This is a genomic window from Clostridium omnivorum (assembly GCF_026012015.1).
Lineage (GTDB): Bacteria > Bacillota > Clostridia > Clostridiales > Clostridiaceae > Clostridium_AX > Clostridium_AX omnivorum.
Genome location: NZ_BRXR01000001.1, coordinates 1,217,398 through 1,233,879, shown reverse-complemented (window position 1 = coordinate 1,233,879; position 16,482 = coordinate 1,217,398). Strand labels below are relative to the sequence as shown.

Here is a 16,482-nt window from a genome sequence, read left to right as displayed (position 1 = left end):
TTGTAATCACCCCATTTTCATTATAGCATAAGTTACATAAATATTTTTAAGATTGAAGGAATAAAGTTGCATGAATGTCTAGTATAAAAAAATTTAAAATAAAAAAGTCTGTGCATATAAGTACACAGAACTTTTTAAAATCATTAGAACAATGGAGCTTTAGGAGTAGGTTTTACATCATCAAAAATATATTTATGAATTTGATCTGTAGTTGCAGGGATATCTGTCCATAGATACCATACTCCATCTATGGTTTTACCATTGCAGTATCCATCAATTGGGAATCTTTCTTGCTCAAGTGTTTTTATACCATTAGTAAATACTGTTGTACCAAGCTTTAGTATATCTACCTTTGATATGCTTGTTTCAACATATGGCAGTAAAGCAGAAACGAAACCTGGATATTTTGTTACTCCAGCCTCCTGTACTTTATTAAAAAGTGCAGTAAGTACTTTTCTTTGCCTTTCTGTTCTTTCAAAATCACCACCGGATGTGTACCTTATTCTAGTATATGCAACAGCCTGAAGACCAGATAAATTTTGAGGACCTGTTTTTTTAATTTCAGGTACGTTTGATTTTTGTAAGCCGTTCATTTCTCTTATATAGAAATTCATATATTCAATCTCTTCTTTTTTAATGTCTAGAGTTACACCACCAAAAGCATCTATAATTTTTCCAAATTCAAAAAAATCAACAGTAACATAATCTTTTATATTAAGAGCAAAGTTGCTGTTTATGGTTTTTATAGCAAGTTGTGGTCCACCATAAGCATATGCGTGTGTAAGCTTTGTCATTCCATGACCTGGTACATTTACATAGGAGTCTCTCATCAAGGAAGTCATTTTTATTTTGTTATGCTTTTTATCAACAGATACTATTATCATGGAGTCTGAACGGCTTGCTTCATTTGCCTCTCTCGCATCCAATCCGAATAGTGCTATATTTACTACTTCATCAGCATTTTCCTTTTTTAATCTTTCTTGAGTTGCATCAGATATACCTAAATCAGAATCTGATTTTGACAACTTGGCACTTTTCATTTTATTTAACTGAAGATACCCATAAGTGCCCCCTGCAGCTATTATAAACAAAAATATAAGTCCAACAACAAGTGCTATTACTTTACCTTTACCTTTTTTCTTACCTTTTTTATTTTTATCCTTACGGTCATGCCTATTGTCCATACGGCTTGGTCTATTATCCATTGTATACCCTCTTTCTAAGTTTGTGTTTTGCACAAAAGCATGTATTTTCCATATTTTCATGTCGACTTAATTATTATACTATAAAGTCTTTAGCTTTTGAAGTAGAAGCACTAGACTATTTAAGTAAATTTATTATGAATTAGTGCTTAGTGGGGAGGAATATTAGTTTTATTTTTTGGATTGATGTTTAGCCTTGATTTAGGATAAAACAAAGAGTATAATTATATTGTTCAAAATATGAACATATAATTATACTTTTTGTTAGGGGGATAAGAGATGCATGCATTAATATTAGCTGCCGGAATGGGGAAAAGACTCGGAGAATATACTAAAAATCAAACTAAATGCATGGTTAGAGTTAATGGGGTAACATTAATAGAAAGAGCACTTGATGCTCTAGTTAATATTGACATATCCAAAATTATTTTAGTTGTAGGATATGAGGGGGAGAAGCTAAGAGAATTTATCGGTGATAACTATAAAGGGATAAAAGTTAAGTATGTATTTAATGATGTGTATAATAAGACAAACAATATATACTCTCTTGGATTAGCTAGTGAATACTTGGCAGAAGATGATACAATACTTCTTGAAAGTGACTTAATCTTTGAAGAAGGCATACTTCATAAGGTTATTCAAGATCCTAATCCCAATATTGCAGTTGTAGCGCCTTTTGAAAGCTGGATGGATGGGACTGTAACTGTTCTAAATGAAGAAAATGATATAGTAAGTTTTGTACCCAAGAAAGGGTTTAAATGGAATAATTGCAAGGATTATTATAAAACAGTTAACATATATAAATTTTCTAAGGAATTTTCAAAAAATTGTTATATACCATTTTTAAAAGCATATATACAAGCATTAGGAAATAATGAATATTATGAACAAGTACTTAGAGTTATGACTTACATAGATAATTTGAACTTGAAAGCTTTCAAACTTACAAATGAAAAATGGTATGAAATTGATGATGTACAGGATTTAGATATTGCTGAAGTATTATTTGCTGACTTTGAGAACGAATTAAAGATGTATCAAAAGAGATTTGGGGGATATTGGCGTTTTCCTAAACTAAAGGATTTCTGCTACTTAGTAAACCCATATTTTCCAAATGAAAAGATGCTTGACGAATTTAAATCAAACTTTGATGTGCTGCTTTCTGAGTATCCTTCTGGGTTAAATACTCAAAATCTTTTAGCATCAAAGATGTTTGGCTGCAGAGTTCAGCAAATACTAGTAGGTAATGGTGCTGCAGAGCTTATTAGAGGAGTGTTCAAGGCATTTAAGGGAACTGTAGGAGTTACATTTCCCACCTTTAATGAGTACCCTGAAAGTGCAGGTTATGATAGAGTGAAAAAGTTTATACCAAAAAATGATGATTTTTCATATACGGTAGATGAACTAAAGGAATTTTCAAAAGATGTAGATGCACTTCTCTTAATAAACCCTGACAACCCTAGCGGCCACTTTATGACTAAGGAAGAAGTATTGGATTTATTAGTATACCTAAAGGCAGAAAATAAGTATCTTATATATGATGAATCTTTTGTAGATTTTGCTGGAGAAGATGCCATGTTTACTTTAATAAATTCAGAACTGCTTGAAAGTAACAAAAATTTAATTGTTATTAAGAGCATAAGCAAAAGTTATGGCGTGCCAGGAGCAAGACTTGGAGTTCTTGCAAATGGAGATATAGATTTAATAGCAAAGATTAGAAGTGAACTGTCCATATGGAACATTAATTCTTTTGGCGAATATTTCTTGCAGATAATTGGGAAGTATCAAGATAGGTATGCAAAAGCATGTGTTAAAATTTCGGAGGAGAGGGATAGATTTTATGAAGAGCTTTCAAAAATTTGCTTTTTAAGAGTTATTCCTACTAAAGCGAACTATTTTCTATGTGAAGTTACTGATAGATTTACTTCTGGAGAGTTAACTAGACTTTTATTGAATAAGTACAGTATATTCATTAAGGATTGCACAGGTAAAATTGCTTTTGAAAATAAGCAATATGTTAGAATTGCAGTTAGAGATTTTGAAGATAATAACTTTATAATAAGCAAACTGAAGGAAATAGAAAATAATTAAAAAAATTAACATAATATAGCGTAAATCACTCTAATAAGAATTTGGAGTGATTTTTTTTGTGTATAATTTGAATTTGTTATGCAAATTTATTGCTTTTGTAAGAAAATTAGTGATAAAATGAATATGTTCAAATAATGAATGCAAAAATAATCTTATATAGGGAGATTTGTTTAAGAATGTTGGAGAAAGAACTAAAAGTTTTAGAGATAATAAATAAGCGCAGTAAAATAAGCCAAAGGGAAATTGCAGTAGAAGCTGAAATTTCAATAGGAAAGTCTAACTCCATAATAAAATATCTCTTAGAAAAAGATTATATTAGAGTTGAGAAAAATGCTAGAAAATCAAGCTATTTACTTAACGAAAAGGCACTTGAAGCTCTTGAGGAATATATAAAGGGCGCTGCTAATATGAAGATGCTTGTATCTCAGCAAGTTGAGAAGAAAATTAATTATGCTGTTATTTTAGCAGCTGGAGAACGTTCGGAATTTGAAAAACCAATTGGCTTCCTTCCTTTAGGAGAAATCAATGTAATAGAGAGGCTTCTGTATCAGCTTAAGGAATGTGCTATAGAAAATATAATAATAGTCACTGGTTATGAAAGCCACTACTATGAAAAATTAGCGAAGAACAATGATGTTCAACTTGTTCATAATGAGGCATATAGATGGACAGGCACTATGGCTTCTCTTTCCAAAGCAAAGGAGTTTATCAAAGATGATTTTTTGCTTATTGAAGGGGATATGGTATTTGAGAACAGAGCTATACGTGAAGTTTTAAATAATAAAAATAGAGACTGTGCCTTAATAACTACATCAAGTGGTTCTGGAGATGAAGTTTTTGTTGAGTTAAAAAATGGATTTTTATATAAATTATCAAAGGATATTCATCAGTTTAATAGGGTTGATGGTGAAATGATAGGTATAACTAAACTATCTATAGATATTTATAATAAGATGCTTGAAGAATTTAAACATAACGAAAATCCATATCTTAACTACGAATATCTTTTATTAGATATGGCAAGAACATACAACATTGGATATGTGAAAATTGAGGATCTCGTATGGAGTGAAATTGATACTAAGTGGCATTACAATAATTTAATTAATTATATATATCCAAAGATATATGATAAGTAGAAATTAAGGGGGAATCAAAATGCTTGAGATTAGACAAGCCGTTATTCTAGGAGCTGGTGAAAGAAAGTGTTTTGATAGGCCAGTTGGGTTTTTAGAACTAGAAGATTCTGCAATGATTGAAAGGCTTATAACTATTTTAAATGCTAATGGCATAGAAAAAATAACAGTTATAACAGGCTTTAAAAAAGAGTATTATGAAGAACTTGCTAAGAAAAAGAATTTAAACCTTGTATACAATGAAAAATATAAATGGACTGGAACAATGCATTCCTTAGCTCTTGCGAAGAAATTTGTAGATGGGGACTTTTTATTGATTGAAAGCGATATGGTTTTTGAAGAAAGAGCTGTAAGCACTATTCTTGAAAATGAGAATAGAAATTGTATGGTAGTGACTCAGGGGATGAAGCTTTAGTAGAAATAAGAAACAACCATATTTTTAGAATATCTAAAGATATACATCAGTTAAACAAAGTTGATGGAGAGTTTATTGGGTTATCTGCAATATCAATTGAAGCATATGAAAGAATGTTGGAGGATTTTACATCTAATAAGAACCCTTATTTGAATTATGAGTATGTTTTATTAAATATAACTAATGAATTCAATATAGGATATGTTAAAATTGATGATTTGGTTTGGAGTGAATTAGATAATTCGGAGCATTATAAAAATCTAAGATATACTATTTATCCAAAGCTCCAAAGAAAAGAAATGGAGATAAGAAAACAATATGTCAAGAATCTGCTGACTGAAATTCTAGATATAGATCCATCTAGAATAGGAAAAATTGAAAAGCTGGGAGGATTAACAAATAAAAACTACAAAGTAGTTATGGATGGAAAAGAATATGTTGCTAGAGTACCTGGTAACGGGACTGGAAAGTTCATAGATAGACTTAATGAGAAGATGAATTCTACTATAGCCTATGAGCTTGGAATAGACAGTGAAACAATATATTTTGATGAAAATACCGGCTTTAAAATAACTAAGTTTATTGAAAATGCTGAAACATTGAATCCTACTACAGGGAAAAGGGAAGATAACATGGAACTGATGGCTGGGATTCTTAGAAAACTGCATGACTCAGGAAGAACCTTCAAAGATACCTTTGATCCATTTAAAGGAACTATATTCTATGAGGATGCTCTTATTAGTGCAAATGGAAAAGTTTTTGAAGGATATTATAAAATGAAAGAAACATTCATGCCTTTAAAGTATGTATTAGAGAAATTGGGTATGGATTATGCACCAAGTCATTTGGAAACGCTCCCTGAAAACTTTATTAAAAGCGGGGAAGACAAGATATATCTCATTGATTGGGAATATAGTGGAAATTACGATTCGCTTTATGATTTAGCTGCAGTTAGTCTTGAATGCAGTTTCTCAGAGGACGAAGAAGATTTATTCTTAAGAAAGTATTTTGGAAAAGAACCTACATCGGACGAAAGATTAAAATTACATATTCATAAGATTATGCAGGATATGTTCTGGAGTATGTGGGCAGCAGCTAAGGGTGATGACTATTTGTTTGACTATGCACAGGAAAGATATAATAGGGGGGGAAGAAATATCAATAAGTATTTAGAAATGAGGGATAAGGATGAGAGCAATAATTTTAGCAGCTGGAATGGGCACTAGACTCAGACCGTTAACTAATGAAACGCCTAAATCATTGGTGAAGGTTGCTGGAGAACCAATGGCTGAAAGACAAATTAGGTTTTTAAAAGAAAAGGGTATAGATGATATTATTTTAGTCACAGGATATTTGAAAGAAAAATTTGAGTATCTGAAAGACAAGTATGGAGTGAAATTAATATACAATGATAAATATGATACCTTTAATAATGTGTATACGATGTATATTGTAAGAGAATATCTACAGGATAGTTATGTTACAGAGGCAGATGTTTATATGGCAAGAAACTATTTTGAGAGTAATTTATCAAATTCCACATATTTTTCAGGTATAAAAGAAAATTTCAGCAGTGAATGGAAGTTACATTTTGATAATACAGGAAAGGTATATGAAATTGAAGTTGGTCCAGGCACAGATTATATAATGTCTGGGATATCATATTGGTCCAAGAAGGATGGATTATTCATAAAACAAAAGTTAGAAGAAGTAATTGAGACAGGCAATTTTGAGAAGGTATATTGGGATGATGTGGTAGGAAAGATAATTCCGGAGTTAGATGTACATATTAAGAAGATAGGATCAAATGATTGGTTTGAGATTGATTGCATAGAGGACCTAGAGAAGGCTGAACAGTATATCAATGAAAATTAGTAAAGAATAAAGATTTAAAATTATAAATTAATGGGGGAAATAAATTTATGAAAAATGGGAATGACAATTTTAATACTGATGCTGATGCTTTAAAGAGTTTTAACTATAAACAAGAATTAAAAAGAACAATTAAGTTTTTTGGAGCCTTTGCTGTAGCATTTTCTGCTATATCAATTACTACTGGAACTTTTCAGAATTTTGGGCTTGTATTAGGAACAATTGGTCCATTAGGAATATGGACTTTTCCTTTAGTAGGTCTTGGTTCAACATTAATTGCTTTAATATTTTGTGAAATGTCTAGTCTTATGCCAGTTACAGGTCAATGTTACTTATGGGTATCTAAATTCTATGGAAAAGGCCTTGGTTGGTTTGTTGGTTGGATTACTTTCTGTTATTTAATAGTTATTATACCTTCTGTAAGTAGTTCGCTTGGTCCAGTTTTAGCATCTTTATTTGGTGTAGAGGCTACGCCACATTTTATTACCATTGTTGGAGTTTCAGTACTCACATTGCAATTAATATTAAATGTATTTAGTGTTAAATTATCTTCAGTAATAACAAGTGCTTCTGTAGTTACGGAATCTGTTGGGATTTTACTTTTAACAGTTGTATTAGCTATTGCAGCATTTAGAAATGGTGCGCCAGTTAGCAATCTTGTAGCTGTAAATCCAACAGTTTCTGGACATTCCTTACTCATACCTTTTTTAATGTCATCACTCATGGGCTTTTATACACTTGTCGCATTTGAAACAGCTGCTAGTATGAGTGAAGAAACTCATAATGCGTCAAAAAATATTCCAAAAGCTATGGTTGCATCTATTGTTTTGAGTACAATTTTTGGTACATTATTCCTTATAGCAGCAGTGCTTAGTATTAAAAGTTTACCTGCAGTGTATTCATCAAGTTCACCATTACCTTTAATCATAGAGTCAAATTTAGGTTCTGTAATTGGAAAGCTCTTTTTAATTGTTGTAACTGTTTCTATTTTTGCATGTGGATTAGCTTTTATGACCTCTGCTTCTAGAACAGTTTACGCTATGGCAAGAGATAACGCCTTCTTTGCAAGCAGCATTTTTAAAAAGGTAGACCAGAAAAGTGGGATACCAATCCCTGCTTGTGTTCTACTTTGGGCTTGTGGAGTAATGTTCACAATTTTTTCAACTCCAACAGTTTTGGCAATAGCTTCAGCAGCGCTTCCATGCGTATATTATCTCATAACACTAATAAGCTACGCGAGCGTTAGAAAAAATATAAAGTTTAAGAAAAATAACTTTAACCTTGGATGGTTAGCTACTCCGCTCTTGATAATAACTATTGTATGGCAGCTGATTGCGTTAGGAGTACTATCAATACCTATTGAGTTTAGAAGTGCTACAGTTGTAAACATCTGTTTGGCGATACTTGGTGGTATTATATATTTTGCACATTTTAAAAATAAAATAAAGACAAATGATAGAAATGAGAACTCCGAACTTTTTATTGAGGAATCAAATGTTATTTAAGTTAATTATATCTCCAATTCTATAGCAATTATGTATTAATAATAGGTCACTATAATCATAGAATAATATATCATATAAGTATTATAGTGATTAGATAGATATTTTTATATTAATGCTAAATTAGAGAACGGCAATTATAGTTAATTGAACTAAGAAAGTCAGGGCGTTAATATTACTTGTTTATTAATATAGAATAATAAAAATAACAGTCTGGTATTAATTGGAGTACTAGACTGTTATTTTTGTTACTTTGAAGATTTATGATAGTTTACAGTATACCTTTCTTTAAAACTTCTGCTAGGGTGTCGCCAGTTTTAATAGCATTACTCAATTTAACTGCTTTGGACTTGTCACCTAAGAGAATACCTCCAATGAGCTTATGATCTCTAAAGAATAATTTTTTATATATCTTAGCTGACTCATCTTTACTGCCAAGTTCAATTATCTCTGCACTTGCTTCAGGAATTTCACCTATGCTGTACAGCTCTAAGCCCAATTCACTGAATATTGTGGAGTTGACAAAATCTTTAAAGGAAACTGTATCACCTACAGCATTAGCACCAGCTGCTTTAGCCATTTCTATAGCAGCAGGCCAGTTGCCATATACCTTATTATTAACTTGAGCTGCATCACCGCAGGCATAGATGTTAGGACTGCTGGTTTCCATATGCTCATTTACAATTATGCCTCTGTCTACCTTTATTCCAGCTTTTTCAGCTAGAGCTTTGTTTGGTCTTATTCCAACAGAGAAGATTACTAAATCAGCATCAATAATTTTTCCACTCTTTAGCTTAACACCACTTACATGTTCATTTCCAAGGATTTCTGCTGCAGCTTCTCCCTTTAGTGTAGTTATACCAAAACCTTGAATTTCACTTTCAAAGAGCTCTGAGCCTTCCTTATCAAGTTGAATTGGAAGAAGTCTAGGAACTAGTTCTACTACAGTTACATTAAGGCCAGATTGTTTAAGCATTGCAGCACTTTCGATTCCAAGTATGCCTCCGCCAATTACTACTGCATTTGAAGCACTCTTCATTTCAGCTTTAATATTATTTAAATCATCTATATCTCTAAGAGTAAATACGCCTTGCTTTTTTACACCAGTAATAGGAGGTATAAAGTTTGAGCTTCCTGTTGCAATTATTAGCTTATCGAAGCTTATTTCTTCTCCACTTTGTAGTGTTACAGTATTTTTTTCACTATTAATTGTTTCCACCCATGTATTAAGAAGTAGTTTTATATTTTTATCTTCATACCACTTTTCTGGGGATAAGTAAAATCTCTTTTCATTTATTTCCTCAACTAGTAAATCCGATAGCTGAGGCCTATAATAGGTAAGAGCTTTTTCACCGGATATAATTTGTATTTCTGCTTCTGGGTTTCTCTTTCTAATAGCATCTGCAGAGTAGTAGCCTGCAGCGCCATTGCCTATAATAACGTACTTTTCTTTTTTAGATACTTTAAATTCTAGTTTTTCCTTTTTTACTTCTATAAATTGTGATTTATCTGCACCACATGCTGGGCAAACTTCAGGAGGCATATCTCCTTCGAATACTTCATTACAAACTATACATTTCCAAAGCTTAACGTTTGAACGATCTAAAGGTTTAACACCTTTACTTTGAACTTCCTTGATTTTAAGTGCTACACTTTCACCATACTTAAAGGCCTGTTCAAGTTCAGCTTCGTTAGGCTTGAAATTTATCTTAAGACCAGGGGTTACCAGCTTCATTCTTAGGGCTCTAAGCCTTGCTTCTATATTTGGTACTGCTTCACCGCTCCATCCAAAAGAACCAAAGGCACCTGCAATCTTGCCGCCGTGAACAAGTGGGTTCATAATTGTTAGAATATCTAGGATTGGCTTTAAGGCATCTCCGTTAATAGTTGGAGAACCAAAGAGTACCGCATCTGCAAAGTATATTTTTTCAAGTATATCCTCTTGTTTGTGGTAGATTACATCGTACATATCAATAATAGCATCATTAATTTGAGATTTTATACCCTCAGCAATCTTTTGAGCAAGCTGTTCAGTGTAGCCATAAGCAGTTACATAGGGGAGCACTACTCTTGTCTTTCCATCTGCTGGTGCAACTTCTGTACTCCATTTTCTGTAGAGTTCAAAGTATTCTTCAATGTTTTTTCTTAATATTGGTCCATGACCAGTGCATATAGTATCTATTTTAAGTTTGCTTATCTTATCAAGAGCTTTTAATACGTAAGTTTTAAAGGGTCCCATGATACAGTCGTAGTAGTATTTTAATGCCTCCATATATTCTGATCTTTTATCTTCTGGAATTAAGTCATTGTACATACCTTCGAAGCAATAGTGGCTTCCAAAGGAGTCGCAGGTTAAAAGTAAATTATCTTCCTCTATATAAGTATATATAGAATCTGGCCAATGCAAAAATGGAGCATCAATAAATTTTAAGGTTTTATTTCCAAGACTGAGTGTATCACCATGCTTAACAACTATCTCTTCAAAAGGTCTGTTTACTATTTGTTTTAAAAATCTTATTGCAGGTGCTGAACCTACAACTTTGGCATTTTTAGCATAGTCTAAAAGCTTGCCAACAGAACCTGCATGGTCTGGTTCTGTGTGGTCCACTACAATATAAGCTATCTCATCAAAGTTAATATTTAGTGATTTAAGTCTTTCAAGGTATTGTTCAAATGTTTTTTCTTTAACAGTCTCGAAGATAGCAGTTTTTTCACTTCCTTTAACTACATAAGAGTTATAAGTTGTTCCATAAGGAGTGTACATTACAATGTCAAATACTCTAAGCTCTGGATCCAGTGATCCTACCCAATGTATATCTTTTTTTACCTCTAAAGCTTTTAACATAAAAAATCACCCTTTACTATTAAAATTTATATAAAAAATCCGATATTGTTTGTTAAATAACAATCATTATTTGTAGATAATTATAATATAAAAATGGAAATAAATCAATACATTTTAGGGAACTTATTGAAATAATCCGAAAAGGAGAAAGTAAAAATAAGTTCTAATCTATACAGTATATGTATTCAGTATTATTATTAATAAAAAAGTGTAACAAAATTCATTAAAACTGTATCAAAACACTAAAAAAATAGTGTATCGTTTATCTTAAAAGATGATACACTATTTTTAAAACCTTGCAATTTCACCAATTTTTAAAGTTGGCATGACAATTGCTATATAAATATACATATAACATGATAAATAATTATAATCTAAGGAGGAATAACAAATGAAAGTTTTGATGGTTTGTTCTGGGGGTATGTCTAGTTCTATAGTAGTTAAGGCTATTAAGCAAGAAGCAGATAAAAAAGGCTTTCCGCTAGAAATAAAGGCTGTTGGTACTGGGGAATTTGAGGATGAGCTTAAATCAGGTGGATATGACTTAGCTATTGTAGCACCTCAAGTAAAGCATAGACTTGCAGTATTTCAGGAAGCTGCAGGTGCAGTTAATGTACCAGTAGAGCTTATTGTACCAATGGGATACACACCAATAGGAGCACCAAAGGTTCTAGAACAAATAAAAAAATACGTAAGATAAAGCATAGGAGGAAAAAGGGATGGAAAGGTTTTTAAAATGGATTGAAGAAAAGTTTATGCCGCCAATGGCAAGATTATCTGAACAAAGACACTTAAGAGCTATAAGAGACGGAGTTATCTCTACGCTATCATTAATTATTGTAGGTTCATTTTTCTTAATTATTGCGCAGCCTCCAGTACCAGCTTGGGCAGAGGCAGTAAAGCCAAATGTGGGTAAAATAATGGTGCCTTTTAGAATAACTATGGGGCTCATGTCGCTCTATGCAGCTTATGGAATGGGATATAGCCTGGCTAAATCCTATAAGCTGGATGGAGTAAGCGGTGGTGTTCTATCACTGGCAGCTTTTCTTCTTACAGTTATTCCAATGAATGCAGATGCATTTATTGCTAATGCTACTAAGGCAGGAGTTGCTGGCGGAGCTCCTATGGGATGGGTACTTCCAATGGGTAACCTTGGTGGTTCCGGTATGTTTGTGGCAATTATATGTATGATTTTTGCAGTTGAAACTTTAAGACTATTAAAGAAATACCATATTACACTTAAAATGCCTGAACAGGTTCCAGAATCTGTTTCAAGATCCTTTGAAGCGTTAATACCAGCAGCAGTAATTATAACTGTAATTTGGTTTATAAGAGTTTGGTTAAACTTCGATATACAAACGGCTATAATGAATTTATTTAGACCTGTAGTAAATGCTACAGGAAACAGCTTAGGTGGAGTTATAGTACCAGTTCTATTTATCACAGTTTTATGGGCAGCCGGTGTTCACGGTATGTCAGTTATAGGTTCATTAGTTAGACCAGTATGGCTTGTACTTCTTGATCAGAATACAGCAGCTGTAGCAGCTGGACATGCTCTTCCAAATATAGCACCAGAGCCATTCTTCCAATGGTTTATATGGATAGGTGGAGCAGGAGCAACATTAAGTCTTGCAATGCTAATGTGCTTCTCAAAATCAGAATATCTAAAAAGAGTAGGAAGATTTTCTATAATACCTGGTTTATTCAATATTAATGAGCCATTAATATTTGGTACTCCATTAGTTATGAACCCAATTCTAGCTATACCATTTATTTTAGCACCAGTAGTTAATGCTGTAATTTCTTATGCAGCTACTGCAGCAGGACTTGTGGCTAGGGTTTCAATTATAGCTCCTTGGACACTGCCAGCACCTATAGGAGCATATATGGCAACTAGAGGAGACTGGAGAGCAGCAGTACTTGTAGTAATCAACATTGCTGTAGCACTAGTAATTTACTATCCATTCTTTAAGGCATATGAAAAGAAGATGATTGCAGAAGAACAGCAGTCAGAGGCAGCTTAAATAATATTAAGGCACCGAGGCTAAATGCCTTGGTGCCATAAAAAGGCTAGAATTAACAACATTATGGAGGTAATCTGATGGAACAGGAAATCTTTGAAATAATATCACATGGTGGAGATGCAAGAGGGTTTGCATATGATGCACTAAAGGCAGCAAGAGAAAAAGAAATTCAAAAAGCAGTGGAGCTATTAAAAAGGGCTCAAGATGAGTTAGATTTGGCACACAATACTCAAACAAAACTTATTCAAGCAGAACTTAACGGTGAAGACTTAAAAATGTCGCTGTTAATGGTACATGCTCAAGATCAGCTTATGACTGCTATTGCAGAGAAAAATCTTATTGAGCAAATGGTAGAAATGTTAAAAATAATCCACAATAAATAGAGGGGATATTTATGATATCAAAAGTACTATATATAATATTTATAATAGCCATGTTTTTAGGTTCAGTGTATTTTACAAAGGCAGTACTTAAAAAGTTTAATGTTAATCGATGGATAGTGGGAGGCACAGCTCCACTTATTTTAATTATACCTTCACTAGTATTTGATAATATTAATCCTATTGTATGGAATATACTCCTTTTAATATTCTGTGTAATGTGTATAATGTTTTTTGAAATAACAAGGATAAAATTAGAAAATAATGAAGTTAGGGGTATAATAGATTATAAGAAAAACAAATAAGGCGGGATAAATATTGAAGATAGAGATTGTTTATAACACACTAAGAGAACAGTGCAGCAAGCAGCTAAGAGAACAGGGAAGTGTTTTAGGTATTAGTACTGAATATTTAGGAGGGCTCCTTAATATGAAAAGGACTAATGTGGCCAGAGAACTTGGAAAGCTTGTTAGAGAAGGAGTTGTTTCTAAGAGCGAAGGCAGGCCTGTACTTTATTATGTAAATGATTTGAATAATAGTGATAAAATTGAAGGTAAAGAGCTGCAAGAAAAAAGCTCTATATTTGAAATTATTATAGGTAAGGATTCAAGTCTTAAACACCCTATAGCCCTAGCAAAAGCTGCAATTGTATACCCTCCAAGGGGACTTCATACTCTTATTGTGGGAGAAACAGGGGTTGGTAAATCTTACTTTGCTAAATGTATGTTTAAATACGCCTTAGAAATAAACAAAATTAAGGACAGTTTTAGCTTTGCTGTGTTTAATTGTGCTGATTATGCAAACAATCCACAGCTTCTAGTAGCACACCTTTTTGGAGTTAAAAAGGGAGCTTATACAGGAGCTTCAGAGGATAGAGAGGGAATTATAGAAAAAGCTAGAGATGGCATATTGTTCTTAGATGAAGTTCATAGGCTTCCAGCTGAGGGGCAGGAAATGCTTTTTACCCTCATAGATGAAGGTAAATATATACCGCTTGGAAGTACTAAGGAAATAAGCATCAGTACTATGATTATATGTGCCACTACTGAAAATATTGAGTCATCATTATTAAAGACCTTTAAGAGAAGAATACCAGTAACAATCTCTCTGCCAAGCCTTCGAGAGAGAACAGTAGATGAGAGAGTGAGCCTTATTGAAAACTTTTTTGAAGAGGAATCAAAAAGAATAGGAAAGAAAGTTGAAGTGGAAGAGGATGCTTTTATAGCGCTTTTAAACTATGAATGTCCCAATAATATTGGTGAGCTGAAAAGCCATATTCAAATTGCCTGTGCAAAAGCTTTTCTAAGAACTATGTTTACTGAGCATAGGGTAAAGATTAAGCTAGAGGACTTTTCAGATGAAGTAAGGGCTGGGCTTTTAGTGTCAAAAAAAGTTAGTACTAAGGATCTTAAGCTTAAAATAAGCAGCAGTATAGAACTAAACAATGAGGGTGTAGAAGACAAATATAGTCTTTCTGGAAACCTTTATGAGTTTATAGAAACCAGAACAGAAAAGTTAAAGAAAAAAGGTCTTCAAGAAGAAGAAATCAAGAATAAAATTTCAAATGAGGTTGAAAACTTCATAAACAATTATCTATCTAGGATGAAAAATCATTCCAGAGAAGATGATATAAAGAGAATAGTAAATAATGATCTTTATGACTTTTTGAACAATTTCATGTACCTCGCTGAATATAAATTAAAGAGAAAAATTTCGAAAAATACTTTTTTAGGGCTTTTGGTTCACATAGATACTTTTCTTGGAAGAATAAGGGAAGGTAGAATTATTGAAAATCCTAAAATTGATGAAATAAGAAGAAAGTATCCGGAAGAATTTAAGATGGCCATGAAGCTGTGTGAAAAACTAGAGCAAAAGTATGAGGTAACAGTACCAATGGATGAAATAGGCTTTATTACTATGTTTTTTGCAGCGGATATAAAGGAAACAGAGGGCAGAGTAGCTGTAATAGTTGCTATGCATGGAAACAGTACAGCTTCTTCCATGGCTGAGGTTACAAATCAGCTTTTAAATACAAATCATGCTACAGGTTTTGATATGCCGCTTTCCATGAAGCCAGAGACTGCACTTCATAAAATAGAAGAGCTTATAAAGGAAAAGCAAGAGGGGGTAGGGGCCATACTTTTAGTGGATATGGGCTCACTTAAATTCTTTGACAAAATAATTAAAAGCAGCACAGGAATTGAAGTCAATGCTGTGGATATGGTTACTACTGCAATTGTTATTGAAGCTACAAGAAAGGCTCTTATGAATCAAAGCTTAGAGGAAATAGTTAAATCAGTAGATTTTGAAAGCAGATACTTAGGAAGCTTTATGGGAGAGCCTGTAAAACAAAAGAAGGAAGTAATTATTACTGCTTGCTCAACAGGTGAAGGGACTGCACAAAAACTAAAGGAAATTATATATAGTAAATTTAGTAAGGATAAATATGAAGTTATTAATTTGAGCATAAAGGACAAAGAAGAATTTAAAAAGGCAATTGAGAACATAAGAAAGGATACAAATATTGTATCAATTATAAGTGCCTTTGACTTGAAAATAGATGGAATTGATTATATACCTATGGATAAGTTTTTTAAGGAATTCATGGGTGAGGATTTTGAAGAGCATATTAACGATGAGAAGCTTATAAGAAATATAAAAAGCATTTATATGGATTATCTGGAGCTAGAGCATGCTGATTATATTGTAAATAGCTTTATGGAGATAATTTCAACTATAAAATATGTGTTTGAAATACACTTAGATAGCGAAAAATTAAATGGACTGCTAATGCACTTTGGCTGCCTAGTTCAAAGACTTATAAATAGGGAAGAAAGAGATAAATGCAGAAATTTAGATTTAATTTTAGCAAGACATCAAGATATATACATCTATCTAAAGGATGGACTTAGGGATTTAGAGTCAACCTTAGAAATAGAATTTGACAGCAATGACTTAGGAAATATAGTAGAGATATTGATTAATTTATAAGAATTGGTTTATTTAAACCATAGA

The 16,482-nt window shown here is 32.6% G+C and carries 13 protein-coding genes; 11 read left to right on the top strand and 2 right to left on the bottom strand.

What is annotated here, in order from left to right:
- Positions 1–143: 143 nt before the first annotated feature.
- Positions 144–1,205, bottom strand: a complete 1,062-nt coding sequence (locus bsdE14_RS05630; RefSeq protein WP_264848985.1) for an LCP family protein — start codon at positions 1,203–1,205, stop codon at positions 144–146.
- 276 nt (positions 1,206–1,481) lie between these two features.
- Between bsdE14_RS05630 and bsdE14_RS05625 the strand changes: the two genes are divergently transcribed.
- From bsdE14_RS05625 to bsdE14_RS05600, 6 genes are all read left to right on the top strand, one after another.
- Positions 1,482–3,293 carry an aminotransferase class I/II-fold pyridoxal phosphate-dependent enzyme gene (locus tag bsdE14_RS05625; RefSeq protein WP_264848984.1) on the top strand — a complete coding sequence of 604 codons (1,812 nt, stop codon included), beginning with the start codon at positions 1,482–1,484 and terminating at the stop codon, positions 3,291–3,293.
- Positions 3,294–3,469: 176 nt separating this feature from the next.
- Entirely contained in the window at positions 3,470–4,432 is a 963-nt protein-coding gene (locus bsdE14_RS05620) for an NTP transferase domain-containing protein (RefSeq protein ID WP_264848983.1), read from the top strand.
- Positions 4,433–4,451: 19 nt separating this feature from the next.
- Positions 4,452–4,844, top strand: coding sequence for an NTP transferase domain-containing protein (locus bsdE14_RS05615; RefSeq protein ID WP_264848982.1), 393 nt, complete (start codon positions 4,452–4,454; stop codon positions 4,842–4,844).
- Complete coding sequence (locus tag bsdE14_RS05610) at positions 4,811–6,070, top strand: phosphotransferase (RefSeq protein WP_264848981.1); 1,260 nt, start codon at positions 4,811–4,813, stop codon at positions 6,068–6,070. Before bsdE14_RS05615 ends, bsdE14_RS05610 begins: the two co-directional genes overlap by 34 nt.
- The gene (locus bsdE14_RS05605; RefSeq protein WP_264848980.1) at positions 6,033–6,719 is read left to right on the top strand and encodes a sugar phosphate nucleotidyltransferase; all 687 of its coding nucleotides are present in this window, start codon (positions 6,033–6,035) and stop codon (positions 6,717–6,719) included. Before bsdE14_RS05610 ends, bsdE14_RS05605 begins: the two co-directional genes overlap by 38 nt.
- A 47-nt stretch (positions 6,720–6,766) precedes the next feature.
- On the top strand, positions 6,767–8,221 hold the full coding sequence (locus bsdE14_RS05600) for an APC family permease (protein ID WP_264848979.1): 1,455 nt from the start codon (positions 6,767–6,769) through the stop codon (positions 8,219–8,221).
- Between the two features lie 268 nt (positions 8,222–8,489).
- Here bsdE14_RS05600 and bsdE14_RS05595 read toward each other — a convergent pair whose 3' ends face one another.
- Positions 8,490–11,063 (bottom strand): FAD-dependent oxidoreductase, encoded by a 2,574-nt coding sequence (locus tag bsdE14_RS05595; protein WP_264848978.1) that lies wholly within the window; start codon positions 11,061–11,063, stop codon positions 8,490–8,492.
- A 391-nt stretch (positions 11,064–11,454) separates the two neighbouring features.
- Here bsdE14_RS05595 and bsdE14_RS05590 point away from each other — a divergent pair, with 391 nt between their 5' ends.
- The 5 genes from bsdE14_RS05590 to bsdE14_RS05570 all read left to right on the top strand — a co-directional run bounded on the left by bsdE14_RS05590 (position 11,455) and on the right by bsdE14_RS05570 (position 16,458).
- A complete protein-coding gene (locus tag bsdE14_RS05590; RefSeq protein WP_264848977.1) occupies positions 11,455–11,763 on the top strand; it encodes a PTS sugar transporter subunit IIB in 309 nt (102 codons plus the stop codon).
- 19 nt (positions 11,764–11,782) lie between these two features.
- On the top strand, positions 11,783–13,087 hold the full coding sequence (locus tag bsdE14_RS05585) for a PTS sugar transporter subunit IIC (RefSeq protein ID WP_264848976.1): 1,305 nt from the start codon (positions 11,783–11,785) through the stop codon (positions 13,085–13,087).
- A gap of 77 nt (positions 13,088–13,164) precedes the next feature.
- The gene (locus tag bsdE14_RS05580; protein WP_264848975.1) at positions 13,165–13,470 is read left to right on the top strand and encodes a PTS lactose/cellobiose transporter subunit IIA; all 306 of its coding nucleotides are present in this window, start codon (positions 13,165–13,167) and stop codon (positions 13,468–13,470) included.
- Between the two features lie 11 nt (positions 13,471–13,481).
- Complete coding sequence (locus bsdE14_RS05575) at positions 13,482–13,772, top strand: hypothetical protein (RefSeq protein ID WP_264848974.1); 291 nt, start codon at positions 13,482–13,484, stop codon at positions 13,770–13,772.
- A 13-nt stretch (positions 13,773–13,785) separates the two neighbouring features.
- Complete coding sequence (locus tag bsdE14_RS05570) at positions 13,786–16,458, top strand: sigma-54-dependent transcriptional regulator (RefSeq protein WP_264848973.1); 2,673 nt, start codon at positions 13,786–13,788, stop codon at positions 16,456–16,458.
- The last annotated feature ends 24 nt before the right edge of the window (positions 16,459–16,482 follow it).